Below are 15283 nucleotides of genomic sequence, written 5' to 3'. Positions count from 1 at the left end.
TTCAAATATTAACAAATGTTCAACTATACAAATTCTATGAAAAAGCTATTTTTTATTTTAACCCTTTGCGTATTTTCTGCCACAGGTCTTTCTGCCCAAACCCAAAAGAATGAACCCCTTGCGCAGGTAGAACAAGTGGCCGAATACCCCGGTGGAATGAAAAGTCTGTTTGCGTTTGTGAGCACCCATCTTAAATATCCTAAAGCCGCTCGCGATAAGAATATTCAGGGGAAAGTGTTTATTCAATTAGTTGTGGAGGAAGACGGAAGAATCAGCGAAACCGAGATTGTTAAAAGTCTGGGTTATGGTTGCGACGAAGAGGTTACCCGCGTGGTGAAAGCCATGCCCCGGTGGACACCCGGCCGCAACGGTAATATGGCTGTCCGTTCTTCTCTTGTTTTGCCAATTATGTTTGCATTAGGAGAAAAAACATCAAAATAATGGATTTTTTATTTTATCTGGTTCAGGTTAATCTGTACTTTATTCTCTTTTACGGTTTTTATCGCCTTATTCTTTTTGGCGAAACATTCCATAACCTGAACCGGTTCTATCTGGTTTTATCAGCGCTGTTATCATTCGGTATTCCGCTTTGGTACTCCGAATATGTGCAGTCTTGGTTTATAACCCGAGAAATCAATTTGGTTTTTTATAATTTGTACAACCCCTCAGTGATTGGTATTCATCCGGCAGACGGAATAAATTTTACATGGGGCGATGTACTAAAGGTACTCTATATTGCCGGTATCAGTCTTTTTACGGTGCGGCTATTGGTAACACTCATGCAGCTGATAGTTGTGCTTCGTAACAAGGATTTTGAGAAATTTACGGCGTTTTCGTTTTTTGGCTACAGCTTTGTTGACGAAACCCTGAAAAAACGAGATACTATTCTGGCTCATGAGCACGTACACATGCAGCAGCTTCATTCGGCCGATGTAATGCTTTTTGAGATTATCGCCATTCTGAACTGGTTCAACCCGGTGGTGTACTTATATAAAAGAGATATTAAGCACATACACGAGTTTATTGCTGATGAGGTTGCTTCACAAAGCGAATCTTCAAAGGCCGACTACGCCCTGCTTCTTTTTACGCAGGAGTTCGGCTTGCAGCCCGATTACCTCACCAATCGTTTTTTTACGCACTCAACCCTAAAGCGCCGGATACAGATGCTTAGTAAGCCACGCTCTCGCAAGATTATGTTGTTGAAATACGGTATGTCTGTGCCTTTGTTTATTCTTATGCTTGTGCTGTCTTCGGCTACTATTGCCAAAAATGAAATGCTTGAAATTGTAGAGGTAAATTTCTCGGGTCTTAAAAATAGCAGCGTAAGTTTAAACCCATTGGCAACGCCTCAAATTGGTATTACAGAAACTAAAAATTTAGAAGTAAGCGGCAAGGTAATTTCAAAGTCTGGCGGCATGGGGTTACCCGGAGTAAGTGTTTTGGTTGTTAACGCCAACCACGGAACCATTACCGATGCAGAGGGGAAATACAGAATCAACGTGGCTGAAAACGATACACTACAGTTTAGCATGGCAGGTTTTGAAACATTGGTTGTGCCAGTAGCAGCTAAAAATGTAATTGATGTTGTATTGAAAGAAAGAGCTATAAACAATATTGCCCTGGCAGAGGTAGAAGTAAGTAAGCCCAAAACAACCCCAGCTTTAACCGATGACCCGATTTTTGATGTTGTAGATGAGCATCCTGAATATCCCGGTGGTTTAAAAGCTATGTATGAGTTTGTATCTGGTAATCTCCGCTATCCTATTGAAGCCCAGCGCAAGAACGTTTCCGGTAAAGTGTTTATTAAATTTGTGGTACATACTGATGGCACCATCAGCAACTTTAAAGTGCTTAAGGGCATTGGCTATGGTTGTGAAGAAGAGGCAATCAGGGTGATATCGCAAATGCCCCGCTGGAAACCCGGCAAGGTAAATGGTAAACCGGTTAATGTGGTTTTTACCATGCCAATCAGTTTTGTAACCGAGGCAAAGCCGGATATGAAAATGGTGTTTAGTTTACCAGCCAGAGTCAATTCAGGCCAACTGAAGTTAAGCGGGCTGGAATCAGACAAAGATGTTTTGTTTGTTCTGGATGGCAAAGTAATAAATAAAGACGAACTGGCCAGTATAAACCCCGATGATATAAGCGAAATAAGTGTTTTAAAAGACCAGCTGGCCATAAACAGTTACGGTAAGCGCGCCAAAGATGGTGCCGTAATTATACGCACTATAGCTAATGCCGAACTAAAAAAGTAATGGCTTATTGATTATCTTCTCTGGTTTGTAGGTGTTCCTGGTGTTTCCAAAGTTCCTGAAAAATTGTGCTGTGTTCTTTCAGGTGGGTAAAAGTTCCTTCGTCTGCAATGCGGCCATTCTGTAAAATATATACATAGTCAAACCTGGTAAGCAGGTGAAGGCGGTGTAATGACGACAAAACGGCCTTGTCCTTGAATTCCTTAAATAGTTTGTTATAAATCTGCACTTCTGTTTTGGGGTCAACACTGCTGGTTGGCTCGTCTAGCAGCACTATTTCGCTCAGACGCGCCGCCAGCACACCCCGAGCCAGAGCGAGCCGCTGTTTTTGTCCGCCAGACAGGTTCACACCTTTTTCCTGTATGCTCGATTCCAACCCCCGTGGCAGTTGCTGTATTACTTCCTTAAAGTGGGCTGTTTCACTTACCTTCATTATTTCTTGGGTTTCAAACGGCAGGCCCAGCGTAATGTTATAGGCAATGGTATTCTCAAAAATCTCCGGCTCTTGCGGAAATAGCGTAATGGTATCAGAAATTATAGCCAGCGAATCAGTTTTTAGCCCGTCAACAGAAACCTTTACATCGGGTTCTGAGTCATACAATCCTCTCAGCAATTTCAGCAAGGTACTTTTACCGCTGCCGCTTTCACCTATAAAAGCTATCTTTTTGCATCGCTCAATGCTGATATTCAGATTATGCAGGCTGTGAGCAACTTTGTTGGCTTCGTAAACTTCATTATGAGAGAAATTGAGGCCTTCAATTGTTATTTTTTTCCAGTCGGCTGGTAATGAGTTTTCGTCATCCGGCCTATGGTGTGTTGTATAGGCCTCACCTATGGTTCTGGCGGTCTGGACATCGGTGTTATACTGCACAATGTTGGTATATTGCCAGGCTACATCATGAAAAACGCTGGTAAACTGAATAACATAGCCTAATAGTGTTACCAAACCGCCAATATAAAAAGGCTGGCCGGGTGTATAATGCTGGTAAACGTACCCCACTGCAATAACGCAGTAAATGAGCGTTACGAGTGTGTCAGCTACAAACCATTTCCACTCATTGATACGTACATTGCGCCTGAATGGCGGCAGTACTTCAATAACCTTTTTCATCAGGCTGTTTTCCATTCGTTTTTCAAGGCGCAGGGTAATAACGGTAATAATATTAGATAGACTATCAAAAAGTGTCGACGATACTACGTGTTCTTTCTCATTGGTTTCGTCAAGCGTTTCAATGAATGGCTTGTCAAATTTAAAAATCACCCAGATAGTGAGAATACCCAACAGAACCCCGATACCCCCAAAAAGCGGAGAAAAGTAAAGCATGGCGCCAAAAGAAAACACAAACTTGAATATGGCATGCAGAAACATGAATCCATCCTGAAAGAAGTGTTTCAGGGCATCGTATGCTTTTCTGATTCGGTTAATGGTAGAGCCACTGTGGTTGTCCTGGTGCCAGCGGATAGGTAAATGCAGGGTCTGGTGGTAGAGTTCTTCCAGAAAATTACGGCTCAGATTAAAGGCCAGGTCTCGCTCCATAATACGGGCGGGGCCATGAAAACTCCACTCCAACAGTTTTAAAAACAAAAACAACCCGGCATACAGCAAAACGTTGCTCCATATTTTGGTGCTGTCTTTCTGAATACTGTCAATAAACCAACCGTAAAGCAGTGGGTTAAGCGCATTCATTACGTTGGCCATTACAAAAAGGCTGTAGATGAAAACGTACTTTTTCTTTTCCTGACGGGCGTACTTCCACGCGGTGCGCAGAAGTGATATATAAGGATTGTTCATGGGGTAATTGTAAACAACTGCAAAGGACGCTATTTTTTAGATATTTTTATTTAAAATGCGCTTTTTATTGACTAAAACGTGTTTAATAAAGCATTTTTAGTTTTTAAACGTTATCATTGCAATTCTATTCTGATTGAAACACCCATGTCTAAAGTATTACGTATTGACTCGTTCGTCAGGCTCGATTTCACAGCCGCCAATACCGACTTAGCCACCCTTGACCTCGTAAATACAGCCGGTTTTTCTGAGTATGTTTTCAACCGTATTTATGCTGCCGGGGCACAAATGGGAATTGGCGGGTATCTGGAAAACAGGGTTATTTACCGGCGCAGCAGTCATTTTATGAAGGCTGGTGAGGTGCCAAGAAATATACATCTGGGGGTAGACCTTTGGGCTAAAGCAGGTACCCCGGTTTATGCGCCATTAAGTGGCCGGGTGCACAGCTTTAAAAATAATGCCGGGTTTGGCGACTACGGGCCGACGATTATTCTGGAACATGAATATGAGGGTAAGCCATTGTTTACACTCTATGGGCATCTTTCGTTAAGCTCGTTAGAAAATCTTTATGAAGGTAAGCCCATAAGCGCTGATGAAAAGATTGGCGAAATAGGTAATTACCCAGATAACGGCGATTGGCCACCACATTTGCATTTTCAGGTAATGACCGACATGTTAGGTAATCGAGGGGATTTCCCCGGTGTATGTGCCGAAGAGGACAAAGCGAAGTATGCAGCAATATGTTTAAACCCTAATTTTTTATTGGGGTTGTAACTGGTTTAAGAATACAAAAAATATTCCGTAGGGATAATATATCAGTAGAAATATCAATAGTGGTAACAAAAAAAGTCCCGCAGGGACGGTATATTAATATACCATCCCTACGGGATATTAAACAACTCGTTAATGCTCGTTTTTCTACTTATATGGTATCCCTACGGGATATAAAAAACTCATTAATCTTCCTTTTTCTACTGCTATAGCATCCCTAATTGGATATTCAATTCAAGTAATATAGGTATTGAATCCATCTTACCCTTTATAAAAAATCCATTTACCAATTTCTTTAAATGTTGGTTTTTTGCCAAACATCAGAATACCTACACGGTAAATACGGCCAGCCAGCCAGGTGGTGCCAATAAAGCCCGCGCTCAGAATAACCATTGACAGGATGATCTGCCAGGTTGGCACGCCGAATGGTATACGAACCATCATAATAATTGGTGAGGTGAAAGGAATCATGGAGGTCCAGAATGCCAGGGCTCCATCCGGTTCACGTATTACAAACTGGGCTATGGCAATAGAGAATATAATAGGCATGGTAATAGGGAACATAAACTGCTGGACGTCCGTCTCGCTATCTACTGCCGAGCCGATAGCGCCAAACAAGGCACTGTACATGAGGTATCCACCCAGAAAGTAGAAAATAAAACAAACCAGAATGGTAACCCACGGAAGCGTTTGAATGGCCTTCATTATTTTTACATAAGGGCTGCCACCGTTTGTTTCTTTTACAACCTGTTTTTCTATTTCTTGTGCCTGTGGCATCTTTTTAACCTGCTCCAGACGTTGTTCGGGCGATGCTGAAAACTTCTTGCCGAACAATGATGTTACAGCGGTTGTGATGGCAAACGTGAGGAGAATCCAAAGTGCAAACTGAGTAAGACCCACCAGCGCCACACCTATAATTTTACCCATCATCAGTTCAAATGGTTTAATAGAAGAGATAATCACCTCAACAATACGGCTGGTTTTTTCTTCCATTACGCTACGCATTACCTGCACACCAAAAATAAAAACGGTAATGTATATCAAAAAGGCACAAACATAGCCAATTACCGTTGCAGCCACCGAGCTGTTGCTTTTTTCTCCCTCGGCACTCAGGCTGATGGTCTCGCTGCTTACGCTCATTTTGGCATCTTCCAGCACTTTTTGCGTAATACCGGCTTCGGTTAGTTTAATGGTTTCAATTTCACGCTCAATATTCTTTTCAATACCCCTTTGCAGCTCAATTGAAAGACTCTTTTCTGAAAAAATCTTTACGCCCTTGGGGTTAGTCATGATGTCGTTGGGGATAAAAACAAGGGCATCATAGCCACTTTTGGAAAAGCTTTTTTTTGCGTTTTCCAGCGCCTCTGCCGAAAAGGTATAATTCAGTTCTTCTGAATTCTTAAATTTTTCTTTGAACAGATTGCTCTGGTCAATTACCTCAATTTTTTTTAGGCTGATTGACGACATGGCCGTCCAGCCGATAATGCCGTAGAATGCGGCTATCAACAGCGGGCCAAGGATGGTCATAACAATGAATGACTTCTTGCGGACTCTCGTCAGGTATTCTCTTTTCAGAACCAGGAAAATATTCTTCATAGTTGTTTGTGCTTTTTGATTTAAAACAAAATCGGCCAGATGGTTTATTGCGGAATCTCGTTCACGGCAGCAATGAAGATATCGTTCATGCTTGGTATGTTCTCGCCAAAGGTGCGCAGTTCTACGTTGTCTATCAGTTGCCTTACCAGCCTGTTAACAGGCACTTCAGGTTTTAGTTTTAACGTAGACTTCTTGTAGTTGTCTTCAATGGTATGTGTCTCTAAAACTTCAAAGTCTTCAAACAGATTGGTAAGGTCGCCCAGATACTCAACATTATACGTATGGGTTTTAAACTGTTCTTTGATTTCTTTCTTGGGGCCGTCTAAAACCTTGTGCGATTTATTGATAAGCGCTACGTTGTCGCAGAGTTCTTCAACCGATTCCATGCGGTGAGTTGAAAATATAATGGTAGTGCCTTTCTTTTTAAGTTCAAGAATCTCGTCTTTTATCAGATTGGCATTGATGGGGTCAAAACCGGAGAAGGGTTCGTCGAGAATAATTAACTGCGGTTCGTGCAGCACAGTAGCCACAAACTGAATTTTCTGTTGCATACCTTTTGAGAGGTCTTCTACATTTTTTGTCCACCAGGTCTTGATGTCAAATTTAATGAACCACTCTTTCAGCTTTTCCATGGCGTGCTTTTCAGACAAACCCTTTAGCTGCGCCAGATACAGCAGTTGCTCGCCGACTTTCATTTTTTTGTAAAGCCCGCGTTCTTCCGGCAGGTACCCGATTTGCTTGATGTGTTCAGGATGGAGTTTCTGTCCGTCAAACAACACATACCCTTCGTCGGGAGCGGTAATCTGATTAATAATACGTATCAGTGAGGTTTTTCCGGCTCCGTTGGGCCCTAGCAAGCCAAAGATTACGCCTTTCGGAACATTAATGCTTACATCGTTGAGAGCCGTGTGCTGGGCATAGCGTTTCACAACATTGTGTACTTCTAAAATGTTATTCACGGTTAGTTTATTTGGTTTAGTGGCTCAAAAATAATGGTCAATTCAAAAGTAATAAAGAAATATATATAAATGGACTTATTCATTCATGAAAGGCACAAAAAATAAAGAATCCATTAAGAATTCTTAATGGATTCAGACGTAAGTCATAATTGAAACCCCCGCTGCACTTACTTATAGTAACTGCGTATCTGAAAAAGCAGATACCCGAAAAACAAAAAACTGAGAATGGCCTCAATAAATTGCAGATAGAATAAGTCTGCGGCCAGAGAAAACAGAAAAGCATAATAGTTGTAAACCCAGCCCTGACGCTGGCGTTTAAACATACCGCTAAGCGATAACAGATTGCAAATAAGGCCAAGGCAAACAAACAGCATGGCTATTGAGGCCAGTAAATGAGCAGAGAAAGCGCTGAAAAGACTGCCAATGGTATTAAGGCCTATACTGAGAATATAGATGGGTATCATAAGCACAAGCAGCCACGGAATAACCTTTACCAGAAAGTCTTTCCAGGTAGCAGGCATCTGAAATGAGATAGATTGTGTAAACAGCGGCAGCAATTCTTTTTCAAGCGGTTTGTCGGCAGGTATCAGACTCATAATAATTGATATGTTTTATGTGGATATACCCATCCTAAACAAGCGTGAGCCTGGCTTTGTTGTAATTGATTCGGCTTTCATGCGTAAATAACCATGCTTTTTTACTAAATGGTTAAGTATCTAAAAAACCTTTTCGGTTTGTTTGATTATTTGCATCAGAATTTAGTTATTTGTTGGGTTTTCGGCGAAATATTTAAATATGGAAGAAAAAAATAGAAAACGCCTTGACAGGCAATTTTTGACAGACGCAGCAGCAAAAATCAGCGATTCCTGGGGATGGTTGTTAGATCAGGTTTATCGTTTATTGAGCAAAATATTTGGTGAAAAACGAATTGAATGGGTTGTAGCTACTTTTTATAAAGTAATTGATGACCTGAAAAACGCGTTTCAGTCAAAATTTGACCAGGAGGGTCAGTACTTTTGGGTTATCAAGCGTATTTATAAAATTACGGCCCGAGTTGTGCTGTTTGCGCTGTTTTACTGGTTTTGTATTGAAACCAATTTTTTGTGGTTGTGTGGCGGTATGCCCAGTATAGAGCAGCTGACTAACCCCAAAATTGCGCAGTCTTCTACTATTTATTCAAGCGATGGCATTGAACTTGGTAAATTCTACACCGAAAACCGGCAGACAGTTGATAGCGCACAGATGTCGCATTGGTTGTTTAAAGCCCTTATTGCCACCGAAGACAAACGTTTTTTTGAACACTCAGGTATCGACTTACGGTCGATGGGCGGTGTAGCTGTTGGTATCTTTAGTGGTGGCGAGCGTGGGGGTGGTAGTACGGTATCACAGCAATTGGCCAAAAACCTGTATAATACGCGCCGCAGCGAAATGCGCGGTTTGCTATATTATGTGCCTGTTTTGCGCACCATTGTTTACAAAACCAAAGAGTGGTTTACGGCCATAAGGCTTGAAAGACGATTTACGAAAGGAGAAATTCTGACGATGTATCTGAATACTGTTGACTACGGAAATAATGCTTATGGTATCAGAACTGCCGCCCGTACGTATTTCAGTAAAGAGCCGGATAAGCTTACAGCCGAAGAAGCAGCCGTGCTGGTGGGGCTGCAAAAAGGTACTACTTTGTATAACCCGATCAGAAATCCTAAAAATGCTTTAAAACGCCGCAATACGGTTTTGCAGTTAATGGCCAATAACGGAGCATTAAGCAAGAAAGAAGCCGACGAACTTAGCAAAACAGATATTAAGCTGGTGGTAGATACAGAAATTGATGCCGACAGCCGTGGGAATTATTTTAAAACCGCGCTTGCCAGATATATTGAAAACTGGGCCAAAAATAATGAAATAGACCTTGATTTGTACAAAGACGGCCTGAAGATATATACCACTATTGACTCGCGCATGCAAGACTACGCCGAAAATGCGGTCTCTAGCCACATGCGTCGTTTACAAAAGATTTTTGATACTGAGTGGAAAGGTAAGAACCCCTGGATATATGAGAACGGGCAGGAGATACCCGGTTATATAGATACCGTAGCCAAACGAACACCAATTTACAAACGTCTGGTTCAGAAATTCGGTAATAATGCCGACTCGATACATTACTATATGTATGAAAAGAAAAAAATGACCAAGGTTTTTGTATGGGGTAAAGAGGGTGCGTCAGAAGAAGATATGCTCATGAGCCCTATTGACTCAATTGTGCACTATAAACGGTTTTTACAGACTGGCATGATGGCCATGGACCCTTACAATGGTTATATTAAAGCCTGGGTTGGGGGCATAGATTATAATTATTTTAAATATGACCACGTTCGGCAGGGGCGACGCCAGCCGGGGTCAACCTTCAAGCCTTTTGTGTATGTATCGGCCATTGATGGGCCGCTGAATCTGTCGCCTTGCGACAGACGCATTGATGAACCGTTTAAAAAAGAATGGATTGAAAAGGGCGAACCCAAAACCTGGGCCCCCAGAAATGCCGACGGCGTGTTTACCTATGCCAGTATGACTCTGCGACGAGCCATGGCCAAGTCAATTAACTCAATAGCCGCCAAACTTACCGACGAGGTGAAACCATCAACGGTGGTTTCTTACGCCCGTAAGCTGGGTATCACCACCCCGCTAGACCCTGTGGCCTCTATCGGGCTTGGGTCGTCAGACGTGTCATTATATGAACTGGTAGCTGCCTATGGTGTTTTTGCCAACGGTGGCGAATACGTTGAGCCTACCCTGGTAGCTAAAATAGAAGATGCAAAGGGCAAGGTTATCTTTGAAACCGAAATAAAGAAACGAGAGGTAATAAGCCCCGAGTCGGGATTTCTGATGCAATACATGCTACGGGGGGGTATAGAAGAGCCGGGGGGAACATCGCAGGGCTTGTGGGAATATAGCAGTGCCTTGTTTGCCAACGGCGGGCAGGCAGGCGGAAAAACCGGAACAACCTCTAATTATTCAGACGCCTGGTATATGGGCTTTACCAAAGACCTGGTTTGCGGCGTGTGGGTAGGAGGTGACGACCGAAGTATTCATTTCCGTTCGCGTATGGGTGAGGGCTCTCGTTCTGCGCTTCCTATTTTCGGTAAGTTTATGCAAAGCGTTTATACCGACAGAAAACTAGGGTATGTGCCGGGGCCATTTCCAAAACCAAGAGTAACAATCAACAAGAAATATCAGAATTGCGGAGGTGATATTGGCGGTATTCTGGAGTCTGATTCTTTAGATATCAACCCCGATACAACCAACGCCATTCAGCAGGATGTGATTACGTTCCCACCTAAAGATACCACCAAAAATAATTAAGCGGTGGTAACTTGATTATTTTAATAATTTTATTGGTTTTGTTACAACTATTGAGAGAAATTAGGAGTCTTTAAGATAAAAAGCTAAAAATCTCAATAACTATGGAAACCAATCTACACAAAAATGCCTCAATAAAACTGGCAGGAAAAAAGAAGGTAAATCCGGCACAGGTTCTTTACCTGAAAGCAGATGTAAACTATACTGAAGTGTTTTTGCAGGATGGCGAAAAACTGCTGGTGTCAAAAACGCTGAAAGAACTGGAAAAGCGTTTCAGTTGCTATGATTTTTTCCGCACGCACAAATCGTACATGGTTAATTTAAACTTTGTAACGGGTTACCAGATACACGAAGGGCTGCTGGTGAAACTTCAGGAAGACCACCAGGTGAGCCTTTCGCGCCGCAGAAAAGAAATTTTTCTGGATACGGTTTCTAAATTTCTGAAAGCCGGCTGATTAACTGGTGTGGTCTGATACAATAAGCCATTTCCCTTTGATTTTTTTCATTATCAGCGTAAAATAACCTTCTGCATCTCCTTTCTCAGGGCGTGTCAGATGAAATTTGCCCAATACCCAGCAGGTTGTGGGTGAGTAAAACTCAGTTTTCTGAATATCAAACTTCAGTTTACCCATGGTAGCCAGGTCGGGGTATGTTTTGTTATAGCGCTCCAGCGTTGCTTTCCAGCCATAGATTACCCCGTTTTTTCCGATAAACATCAGCGAGTCAGACTTCCAGTAATCTTCCATAAAAGCCCTGATGTCGCCTTTGTTCCAGTTTTCATTCTGGCGGCTCAGCACCTTTAAAACCTCCTGCCGATTTTTTTGATTTTGTGCCGATACCTGTAACGACAGTAGAAGGCAAAGCAGAGCTGCAATAATTGTTTTCATACCTTTGGTCGAGTAGTTTTTATAATGTTAGATACTTGGCAGACATTTTGCTGCCCTTGTTACTATATTTGCACTAAAATATAAATTTATTTTAATAATTGTGAACAGGCAGGAAATCTGGTTTGTGGTTAACCCGTTTTCGGGTAGGGTGAAGAACCATCAGAAGGTGGTGAATCTGATTGAAAGCCTTTTAGATAAACAAAGATATAAGCATCGTATTATTGAAACCCGTGCGGCTGGTCATGCTTCTGATATAGCTGCCGAAGCTGCTGTGAAGCAGGTACCCTTTATAGTGGCTATGGGAGGAGACGGCACCGTGAACGAAACCGCAAAGGCATTGGTTGGCAGCTCATCAGCCCTGGGTATTTTGCCTATGGGTTCTGGTAATGGGCTAGCCCGGGAGTTGGGCATTTCAATGAATGCCGTAAATGCTATTCAGCAATTGAATTATGCCTCTTTAAGACCCATTGACACCTGCTACGCCAACGAAATACCATTTTTTTGCACGGCCGGGCTGGGCTTTGATGCCCAATGTGCTTATGTATTTGCCGGAATGAAAGGCAGGGGGTTGATGAATTATGTAAAAGCGGGGTTTAGCGAGTTCTGGTCTTATAAACCAGTGGCCTGCCTTTTTGGAGGAAATGAATATGAGGTGTTCAGTATCACTTTCGGTAATGCCAGGCAATTTGGCAATAACGCATATATAGCGCCCATTGCACAAATAGACGACGGTTTTATTGACTGCACCCTCATTAGCCCTATGCCTTTGTGGGGGGTGCCGGGCATGGTAAATAGCTTGTTCAATCAAACCATACATGAGTCGGCCTATACTGAAAGCTACCGTAGCACCTTGTTCAGGTTAAAAGGTAAAGACCGATTGCTGATTCATTTTGACGGAGAACCCCGCCACCTGGGCACAGACGAATTAACGATTTCTATTAAGCAGAAAAGTCTGTTGGTAATGACATGAAAAACAAGAAACAAAGAGAAGGGGTGGTGTATTCGACAGACCCTGACTTTACCTTTAACTTTGGCGAAGATGAAGAGCCGGAAACGCTGGTACCACAAAAGCAGAATCTGAAAATCTGGCTTGACAGAAAAGGCGGTAATAAAGTAGTAAGCCGGATAGATGGCGTGATAGCCAAAGATGATGACCTGCAAGCATTAAAAAAGAAGCTACAGAATCTTTGTGGCAGTGGTGGTACGGCCAAAGACGGAGAAATTCTGATTCAGGGAGACCACCGTGATAAAATTCTGGCCTTTTTGTTGAAAGAGGGTTATAAAGCTAAAAAAGCAGGGGGGTGAAACCAGGCAATGGTTTTACTTCGTCGCCTGTTTTTATTCTTCCGCCTTTTACTACCATACAGGTAATACCGCCGTGGCCTCTCATGGCATTGTACCCGCCGGTTCCCAGGGCTTCTTCCATTTGGCTGCAGGGATGGCAATAGCCTGTCATTTGCAGAATTGCTTCGCCAATCTGAAAAGCGGCATCGTTAAAGGCCAGCAGATTAATGCCCGATACCACAATGTTTCTGCGCAGCAGTGCCGGGTCAATGCGCTCTTTTTGTAACAATCCGGCTACGGCGTCTAGGTGTTCGGCCTGTATCAGTGTTACCTGTCTCTTGCGCGACGTCCCCCTGTATCGGTCACCCACAATACCTTTTTTTTCGGTTACTTCAATGCTGTCTGCAACTACCAGTGGTTTTCTGGAAGTAGGGCCGGGGCGATAGCTAATCCATTCAACTTTGCCATGATGGGCAAAGGTCTGCATCAGTTTTTTAATTTCCATTGGCTAATATCAGGTATTTCTTTCTTAAAGCGATGGGGTCTTGAAATCTCCGGTTTCGTATGCCCTGCAAAAACTCTTCAGGTCGCACTCACCGCATTTGGGTGTTCTTGCAATGCAAATATACCGGCCATGCAAAATAAGCCAGTGGTGGGCAACGGCAATTTTTTCTTCCGGTAGATACTTTACCAGTTCTTTTTCAACCATCAAAGGCGTTTTGGAGGTTTTAGGTACCAGCCCTAACCGGTGCGACACCCTGAACACGTGTGTGTCAACCGCTATTGCAGGTTGGTTATAAATAACAGACACAATTACATTGGCTGTTTTGCGCCCCACACCCGGCATTTTTTGCAGGGCTTCAATGGTATTGGGTACTTCAGAGTTAAATTCGTTTACCAATATACGCGCCATGCCTACCAGATGCTTACTTTTGTTGTTAGGGTAGCTTACGGTTCTGATGTACTCAAACACTTCATCTGCTGTTGAAGCGGCAAGGCTCTCAGGTGTGGGGTATCGCTCAAACAACCTGGGGGTTATCATATTAATGCGTTTGTCGGTACATTGGGCAGATAGTATAACGGCTACCAGTAATTCATAAGGATTGCTGTAATGCAGTTCGGTTTCGGCAGTCGGGTAATGTTCTGTAAAGTAAGAAACCAGCGCTTTATAGCGTTCTTTTGTTCTCATTCTATCAATTCAATTTTTAAACAAAGGCCTAAAATAGATAAGAAAAGGCAAAAATCCTCTATTTTAGTTTTTTGCGGCGGTTTCTCTGGAAATCCTCCAGTACAAAACCACCCAGCCCGTTCAGGTTACTGAAATAAGCCCGGCCATTATTTACCTCGGTAAACTGTTGCACAAACTGTTTAAGGTAGGGGTCTGAGGCGATCATAAAAGTAGTAACCGGAATATCCATCCGACGAGCCTGTGCCGCCAAAGTAAGGGTTTTGTTTACAATTTTGCGGTCAAGGCCAAAACTGTTTTTGTAGTATTTAATTCCCTCTTTCAGGCAGGTAGGTTTGCCGTCGGTAATCATAAACACCTGCTTGTTTTTGGTTTTTCTGCGGCGCAGCAAATCCATGGCCAGTTCAAGGCCTGCAACTGTGTTGGTATGATACGGGCCTACTTCCAGGTACGGAATATCTTTCAGCTGTATCTGCCAGGCATCGTTACCAAATACTAAAATATCAAGGGTATCTTTCGGATACTTGGTTCTGATTAACTCTGCCAATGCCAGCGCTACTTTTTTGGCAGGGGTAATGCGGTCTTCGCCATAAAGAATCATAGAGTGAGAAATATCTATCATCAAAACGGTTGAGGTCTGTATTTTCGACTCCCTGTCTACCACTTCCAGGTCGCTTTCCAGCAACATAAAATCATCAATGCCGCTGTTTATCTGTGCGTTTTTAAGAGATTCTGTCATGCTGATTTGCTCAAGCGAATCACCAAACTGAAATGCTCTTACATCGCTGCTCATCTCGTCGCCTGTGCCGGTAAAGGGTGTATGATGGCTGCCGCTCGACTTTGTTCTTTTCAGTTTACCGAAAATCTCTTCTAAAGACTGCTTCCTTATTCCCTGCTCGCTTTTAGCTGTCATGCGGTATTGCTGCCCTTCCTGATTCTCTTCTGTTATGTAACCTTTTTGTTTCAGGTCTTCAATAAAATCAGCCATACCGTAGGTGTCGTCAGTCAGTTGATACTGGCGGTCCAGGTCGCTCATATAGCTAAGTGCCTGGCTAACGTCTCCGGCGGTTATAAGCAGCAATTGCTGAAAAATATTGAGCAGTTGCTCAAATTTGGTATTGCCCTTCATTTCGGGCTTAAATTCTGAAAAACGGAAACCGGGCATGGCAATCTGAATGGGTTAAGATACTCTATTGATAATAACG

At 42.8% G+C, this 15283-nt stretch carries 15 protein-coding genes; 7 read left to right on the top strand and 8 right to left on the bottom strand.

What is annotated here, in order from left to right; genetic code table 11:
* The first annotated feature begins 36 nt into the window (after positions 1-36).
* Positions 37-441 (top strand): energy transducer TonB, encoded by a 405-nt coding sequence (locus C0V77_RS08140; RefSeq protein ID WP_158237912.1) that lies wholly within the window; start codon positions 37-39, stop codon positions 439-441.
* A complete protein-coding gene (locus C0V77_RS08135) occupies positions 441-2255 on the top strand; it encodes a TonB family protein (RefSeq protein WP_101725839.1) in 1815 nt (604 codons plus the stop codon). The genes C0V77_RS08140 and C0V77_RS08135 overlap by 1 nt, the downstream gene beginning before the upstream one ends.
* A gap of 4 nt (positions 2256-2259) precedes the next feature.
* Here the strand turns inward: C0V77_RS08135 and C0V77_RS08130 are convergent, their stop codons facing one another.
* Positions 2260-4044: an ABC transporter ATP-binding protein gene (locus tag C0V77_RS08130; RefSeq protein ID WP_101725838.1), complete on the bottom strand. Its 1785-nt coding sequence runs from the start codon at positions 4042-4044 to the stop codon at positions 2260-2262.
* A 144-nt stretch (positions 4045-4188) separates the two neighbouring features.
* On the opposite strand from C0V77_RS08130, the gene C0V77_RS08125 reads away from it, so the two are divergent.
* Positions 4189-4815 carry a peptidoglycan DD-metalloendopeptidase family protein gene (locus C0V77_RS08125; RefSeq protein ID WP_101725952.1) on the top strand — a complete coding sequence of 209 codons (627 nt, stop codon included), beginning with the start codon at positions 4189-4191 and terminating at the stop codon, positions 4813-4815.
* Positions 4816-5073: 258 nt separating this feature from the next.
* Here C0V77_RS08125 and C0V77_RS08120 read toward each other — a convergent pair whose 3' ends face one another.
* From C0V77_RS08120 to C0V77_RS08110, 3 genes are all read right to left on the bottom strand, one after another.
* Positions 5074-6408: an ABC transporter permease gene (locus tag C0V77_RS08120; RefSeq protein WP_101725837.1), complete on the bottom strand. Its 1335-nt coding sequence runs from the start codon at positions 6406-6408 to the stop codon at positions 5074-5076.
* Between the two features lie 44 nt (positions 6409-6452).
* Entirely contained in the window at positions 6453-7367 is a 915-nt protein-coding gene (locus tag C0V77_RS08115; RefSeq protein ID WP_101725836.1) for an ABC transporter ATP-binding protein, read from the bottom strand.
* Positions 7368-7534: 167 nt separating this feature from the next.
* Positions 7535-7963, bottom strand: a complete 429-nt coding sequence (locus C0V77_RS08110) for a hypothetical protein (protein ID WP_101725835.1) — start codon at positions 7961-7963, stop codon at positions 7535-7537.
* 199 nt (positions 7964-8162) lie between these two features.
* Between C0V77_RS08110 and C0V77_RS08105 the strand changes: the two genes are divergently transcribed.
* Positions 8163-10724 (top strand): transglycosylase domain-containing protein, encoded by a 2562-nt coding sequence (locus C0V77_RS08105; RefSeq protein WP_101725834.1) that lies wholly within the window; start codon positions 8163-8165, stop codon positions 10722-10724.
* Between the two features lie 101 nt (positions 10725-10825).
* A complete protein-coding gene (locus C0V77_RS08100; protein ID WP_101725833.1) occupies positions 10826-11176 on the top strand; it encodes a LytTR family DNA-binding domain-containing protein in 351 nt (116 codons plus the stop codon).
* Here C0V77_RS08100 and C0V77_RS08095 read toward each other — a convergent pair whose 3' ends face one another.
* Positions 11177-11608, bottom strand: a complete 432-nt coding sequence (locus C0V77_RS08095; RefSeq protein WP_101725832.1) for a DUF4440 domain-containing protein — start codon at positions 11606-11608, stop codon at positions 11177-11179. It lies immediately after the preceding gene.
* A gap of 100 nt (positions 11609-11708) precedes the next feature.
* On the opposite strand from C0V77_RS08095, the gene C0V77_RS08090 reads away from it, so the two are divergent.
* The gene (locus C0V77_RS08090) at positions 11709-12578 is read left to right on the top strand and encodes a diacylglycerol kinase family protein (RefSeq protein ID WP_158237911.1); all 870 of its coding nucleotides are present in this window, start codon (positions 11709-11711) and stop codon (positions 12576-12578) included.
* Entirely contained in the window at positions 12575-12913 is a 339-nt protein-coding gene (locus C0V77_RS08085) for a translation initiation factor (RefSeq protein ID WP_101725830.1), read from the top strand. The genes C0V77_RS08090 and C0V77_RS08085 overlap by 4 nt, the downstream gene beginning before the upstream one ends.
* On the opposite strand, the gene C0V77_RS08080 is transcribed toward C0V77_RS08085, so the two are convergent.
* The 3 genes from C0V77_RS08080 to C0V77_RS08070 are packed head-to-tail and all read right to left on the bottom strand — an operon-like array spanning position 12894 to position 15243.
* The gene (locus C0V77_RS08080; RefSeq protein WP_101725829.1) at positions 12894-13397 is read right to left on the bottom strand and encodes an MOSC domain-containing protein; all 504 of its coding nucleotides are present in this window, start codon (positions 13395-13397) and stop codon (positions 12894-12896) included. The two genes, C0V77_RS08085 and C0V77_RS08080, sit on opposite strands and share 20 nt — an antisense overlap.
* A gap of 24 nt (positions 13398-13421) precedes the next feature.
* The gene (gene nth, locus C0V77_RS08075; RefSeq protein ID WP_101725828.1) at positions 13422-14081 is read right to left on the bottom strand and encodes an endonuclease III; all 660 of its coding nucleotides are present in this window, start codon (positions 14079-14081) and stop codon (positions 13422-13424) included.
* 58 nt (positions 14082-14139) lie between these two features.
* Complete coding sequence (locus tag C0V77_RS08070; protein WP_101725827.1) at positions 14140-15243, bottom strand: VWA domain-containing protein; 1104 nt, start codon at positions 15241-15243, stop codon at positions 14140-14142.
* Between the last annotated feature and the right edge of the window lie 40 nt (positions 15244-15283).

It is taken from the genome of Emticicia sp. TH156, assembly GCF_002855535.1.
GTDB classification, from domain to species: Bacteria; Bacteroidota; Bacteroidia; order Cytophagales; family Spirosomataceae; genus Emticicia; species Emticicia fluvialis.
Note: the sequence above shows the minus strand (reverse complement) of the source record. Positions and strands in the feature narration are given on the sequence as shown.

Bases quoted from the DNA above. Each gene is read 5' to 3' on its own strand.
- C0V77_RS08140 (WP_158237912.1), top strand. From the start codon at position 37: ATGAAAAAGCTATTTTTTATTTTAACCCTTTGCGTATTTTCTGCCACA.
- C0V77_RS08135 (WP_101725839.1), top strand. From the start codon at position 441: ATGGATTTTTTATTTTATCTGGTTCAGGTTAATCTGTACTTTATTCTC.
- C0V77_RS08130 (WP_101725838.1), bottom strand. From the start codon at position 4,044: ATGAACAATCCTTATATATCACTTCTGCGCACCGCGTGGAAGTACGCC.
- C0V77_RS08125 (WP_101725952.1), top strand. From the start codon at position 4,189: ATGTCTAAAGTATTACGTATTGACTCGTTCGTCAGGCTCGATTTCACA.
- C0V77_RS08120 (WP_101725837.1), bottom strand. From the start codon at position 6,408: ATGAAGAATATTTTCCTGGTTCTGAAAAGAGAATACCTGACGAGAGTC.
- C0V77_RS08110 (WP_101725835.1), bottom strand. From the start codon at position 7,963: ATGAGTCTGATACCTGCCGACAAACCGCTTGAAAAAGAATTGCTGCCG.
- C0V77_RS08105 (WP_101725834.1), top strand. From the start codon at position 8,163: ATGGAAGAAAAAAATAGAAAACGCCTTGACAGGCAATTTTTGACAGAC.
- C0V77_RS08100 (WP_101725833.1), top strand. From the start codon at position 10,826: ATGGAAACCAATCTACACAAAAATGCCTCAATAAAACTGGCAGGAAAA.
- C0V77_RS08095 (WP_101725832.1), bottom strand. From the start codon at position 11,608: ATGAAAACAATTATTGCAGCTCTGCTTTGCCTTCTACTGTCGTTACAG.
- C0V77_RS08085 (WP_101725830.1), top strand. From the start codon at position 12,575: ATGAAAAACAAGAAACAAAGAGAAGGGGTGGTGTATTCGACAGACCCT.
- C0V77_RS08080 (WP_101725829.1), bottom strand. From the start codon at position 13,397: ATGGAAATTAAAAAACTGATGCAGACCTTTGCCCATCATGGCAAAGTT.
- nth (WP_101725828.1), bottom strand. From the start codon at position 14,081: ATGAGAACAAAAGAACGCTATAAAGCGCTGGTTTCTTACTTTACAGAA.
- C0V77_RS08070 (WP_101725827.1), bottom strand. From the start codon at position 15,243: ATGCCCGGTTTCCGTTTTTCAGAATTTAAGCCCGAAATGAAGGGCAAT.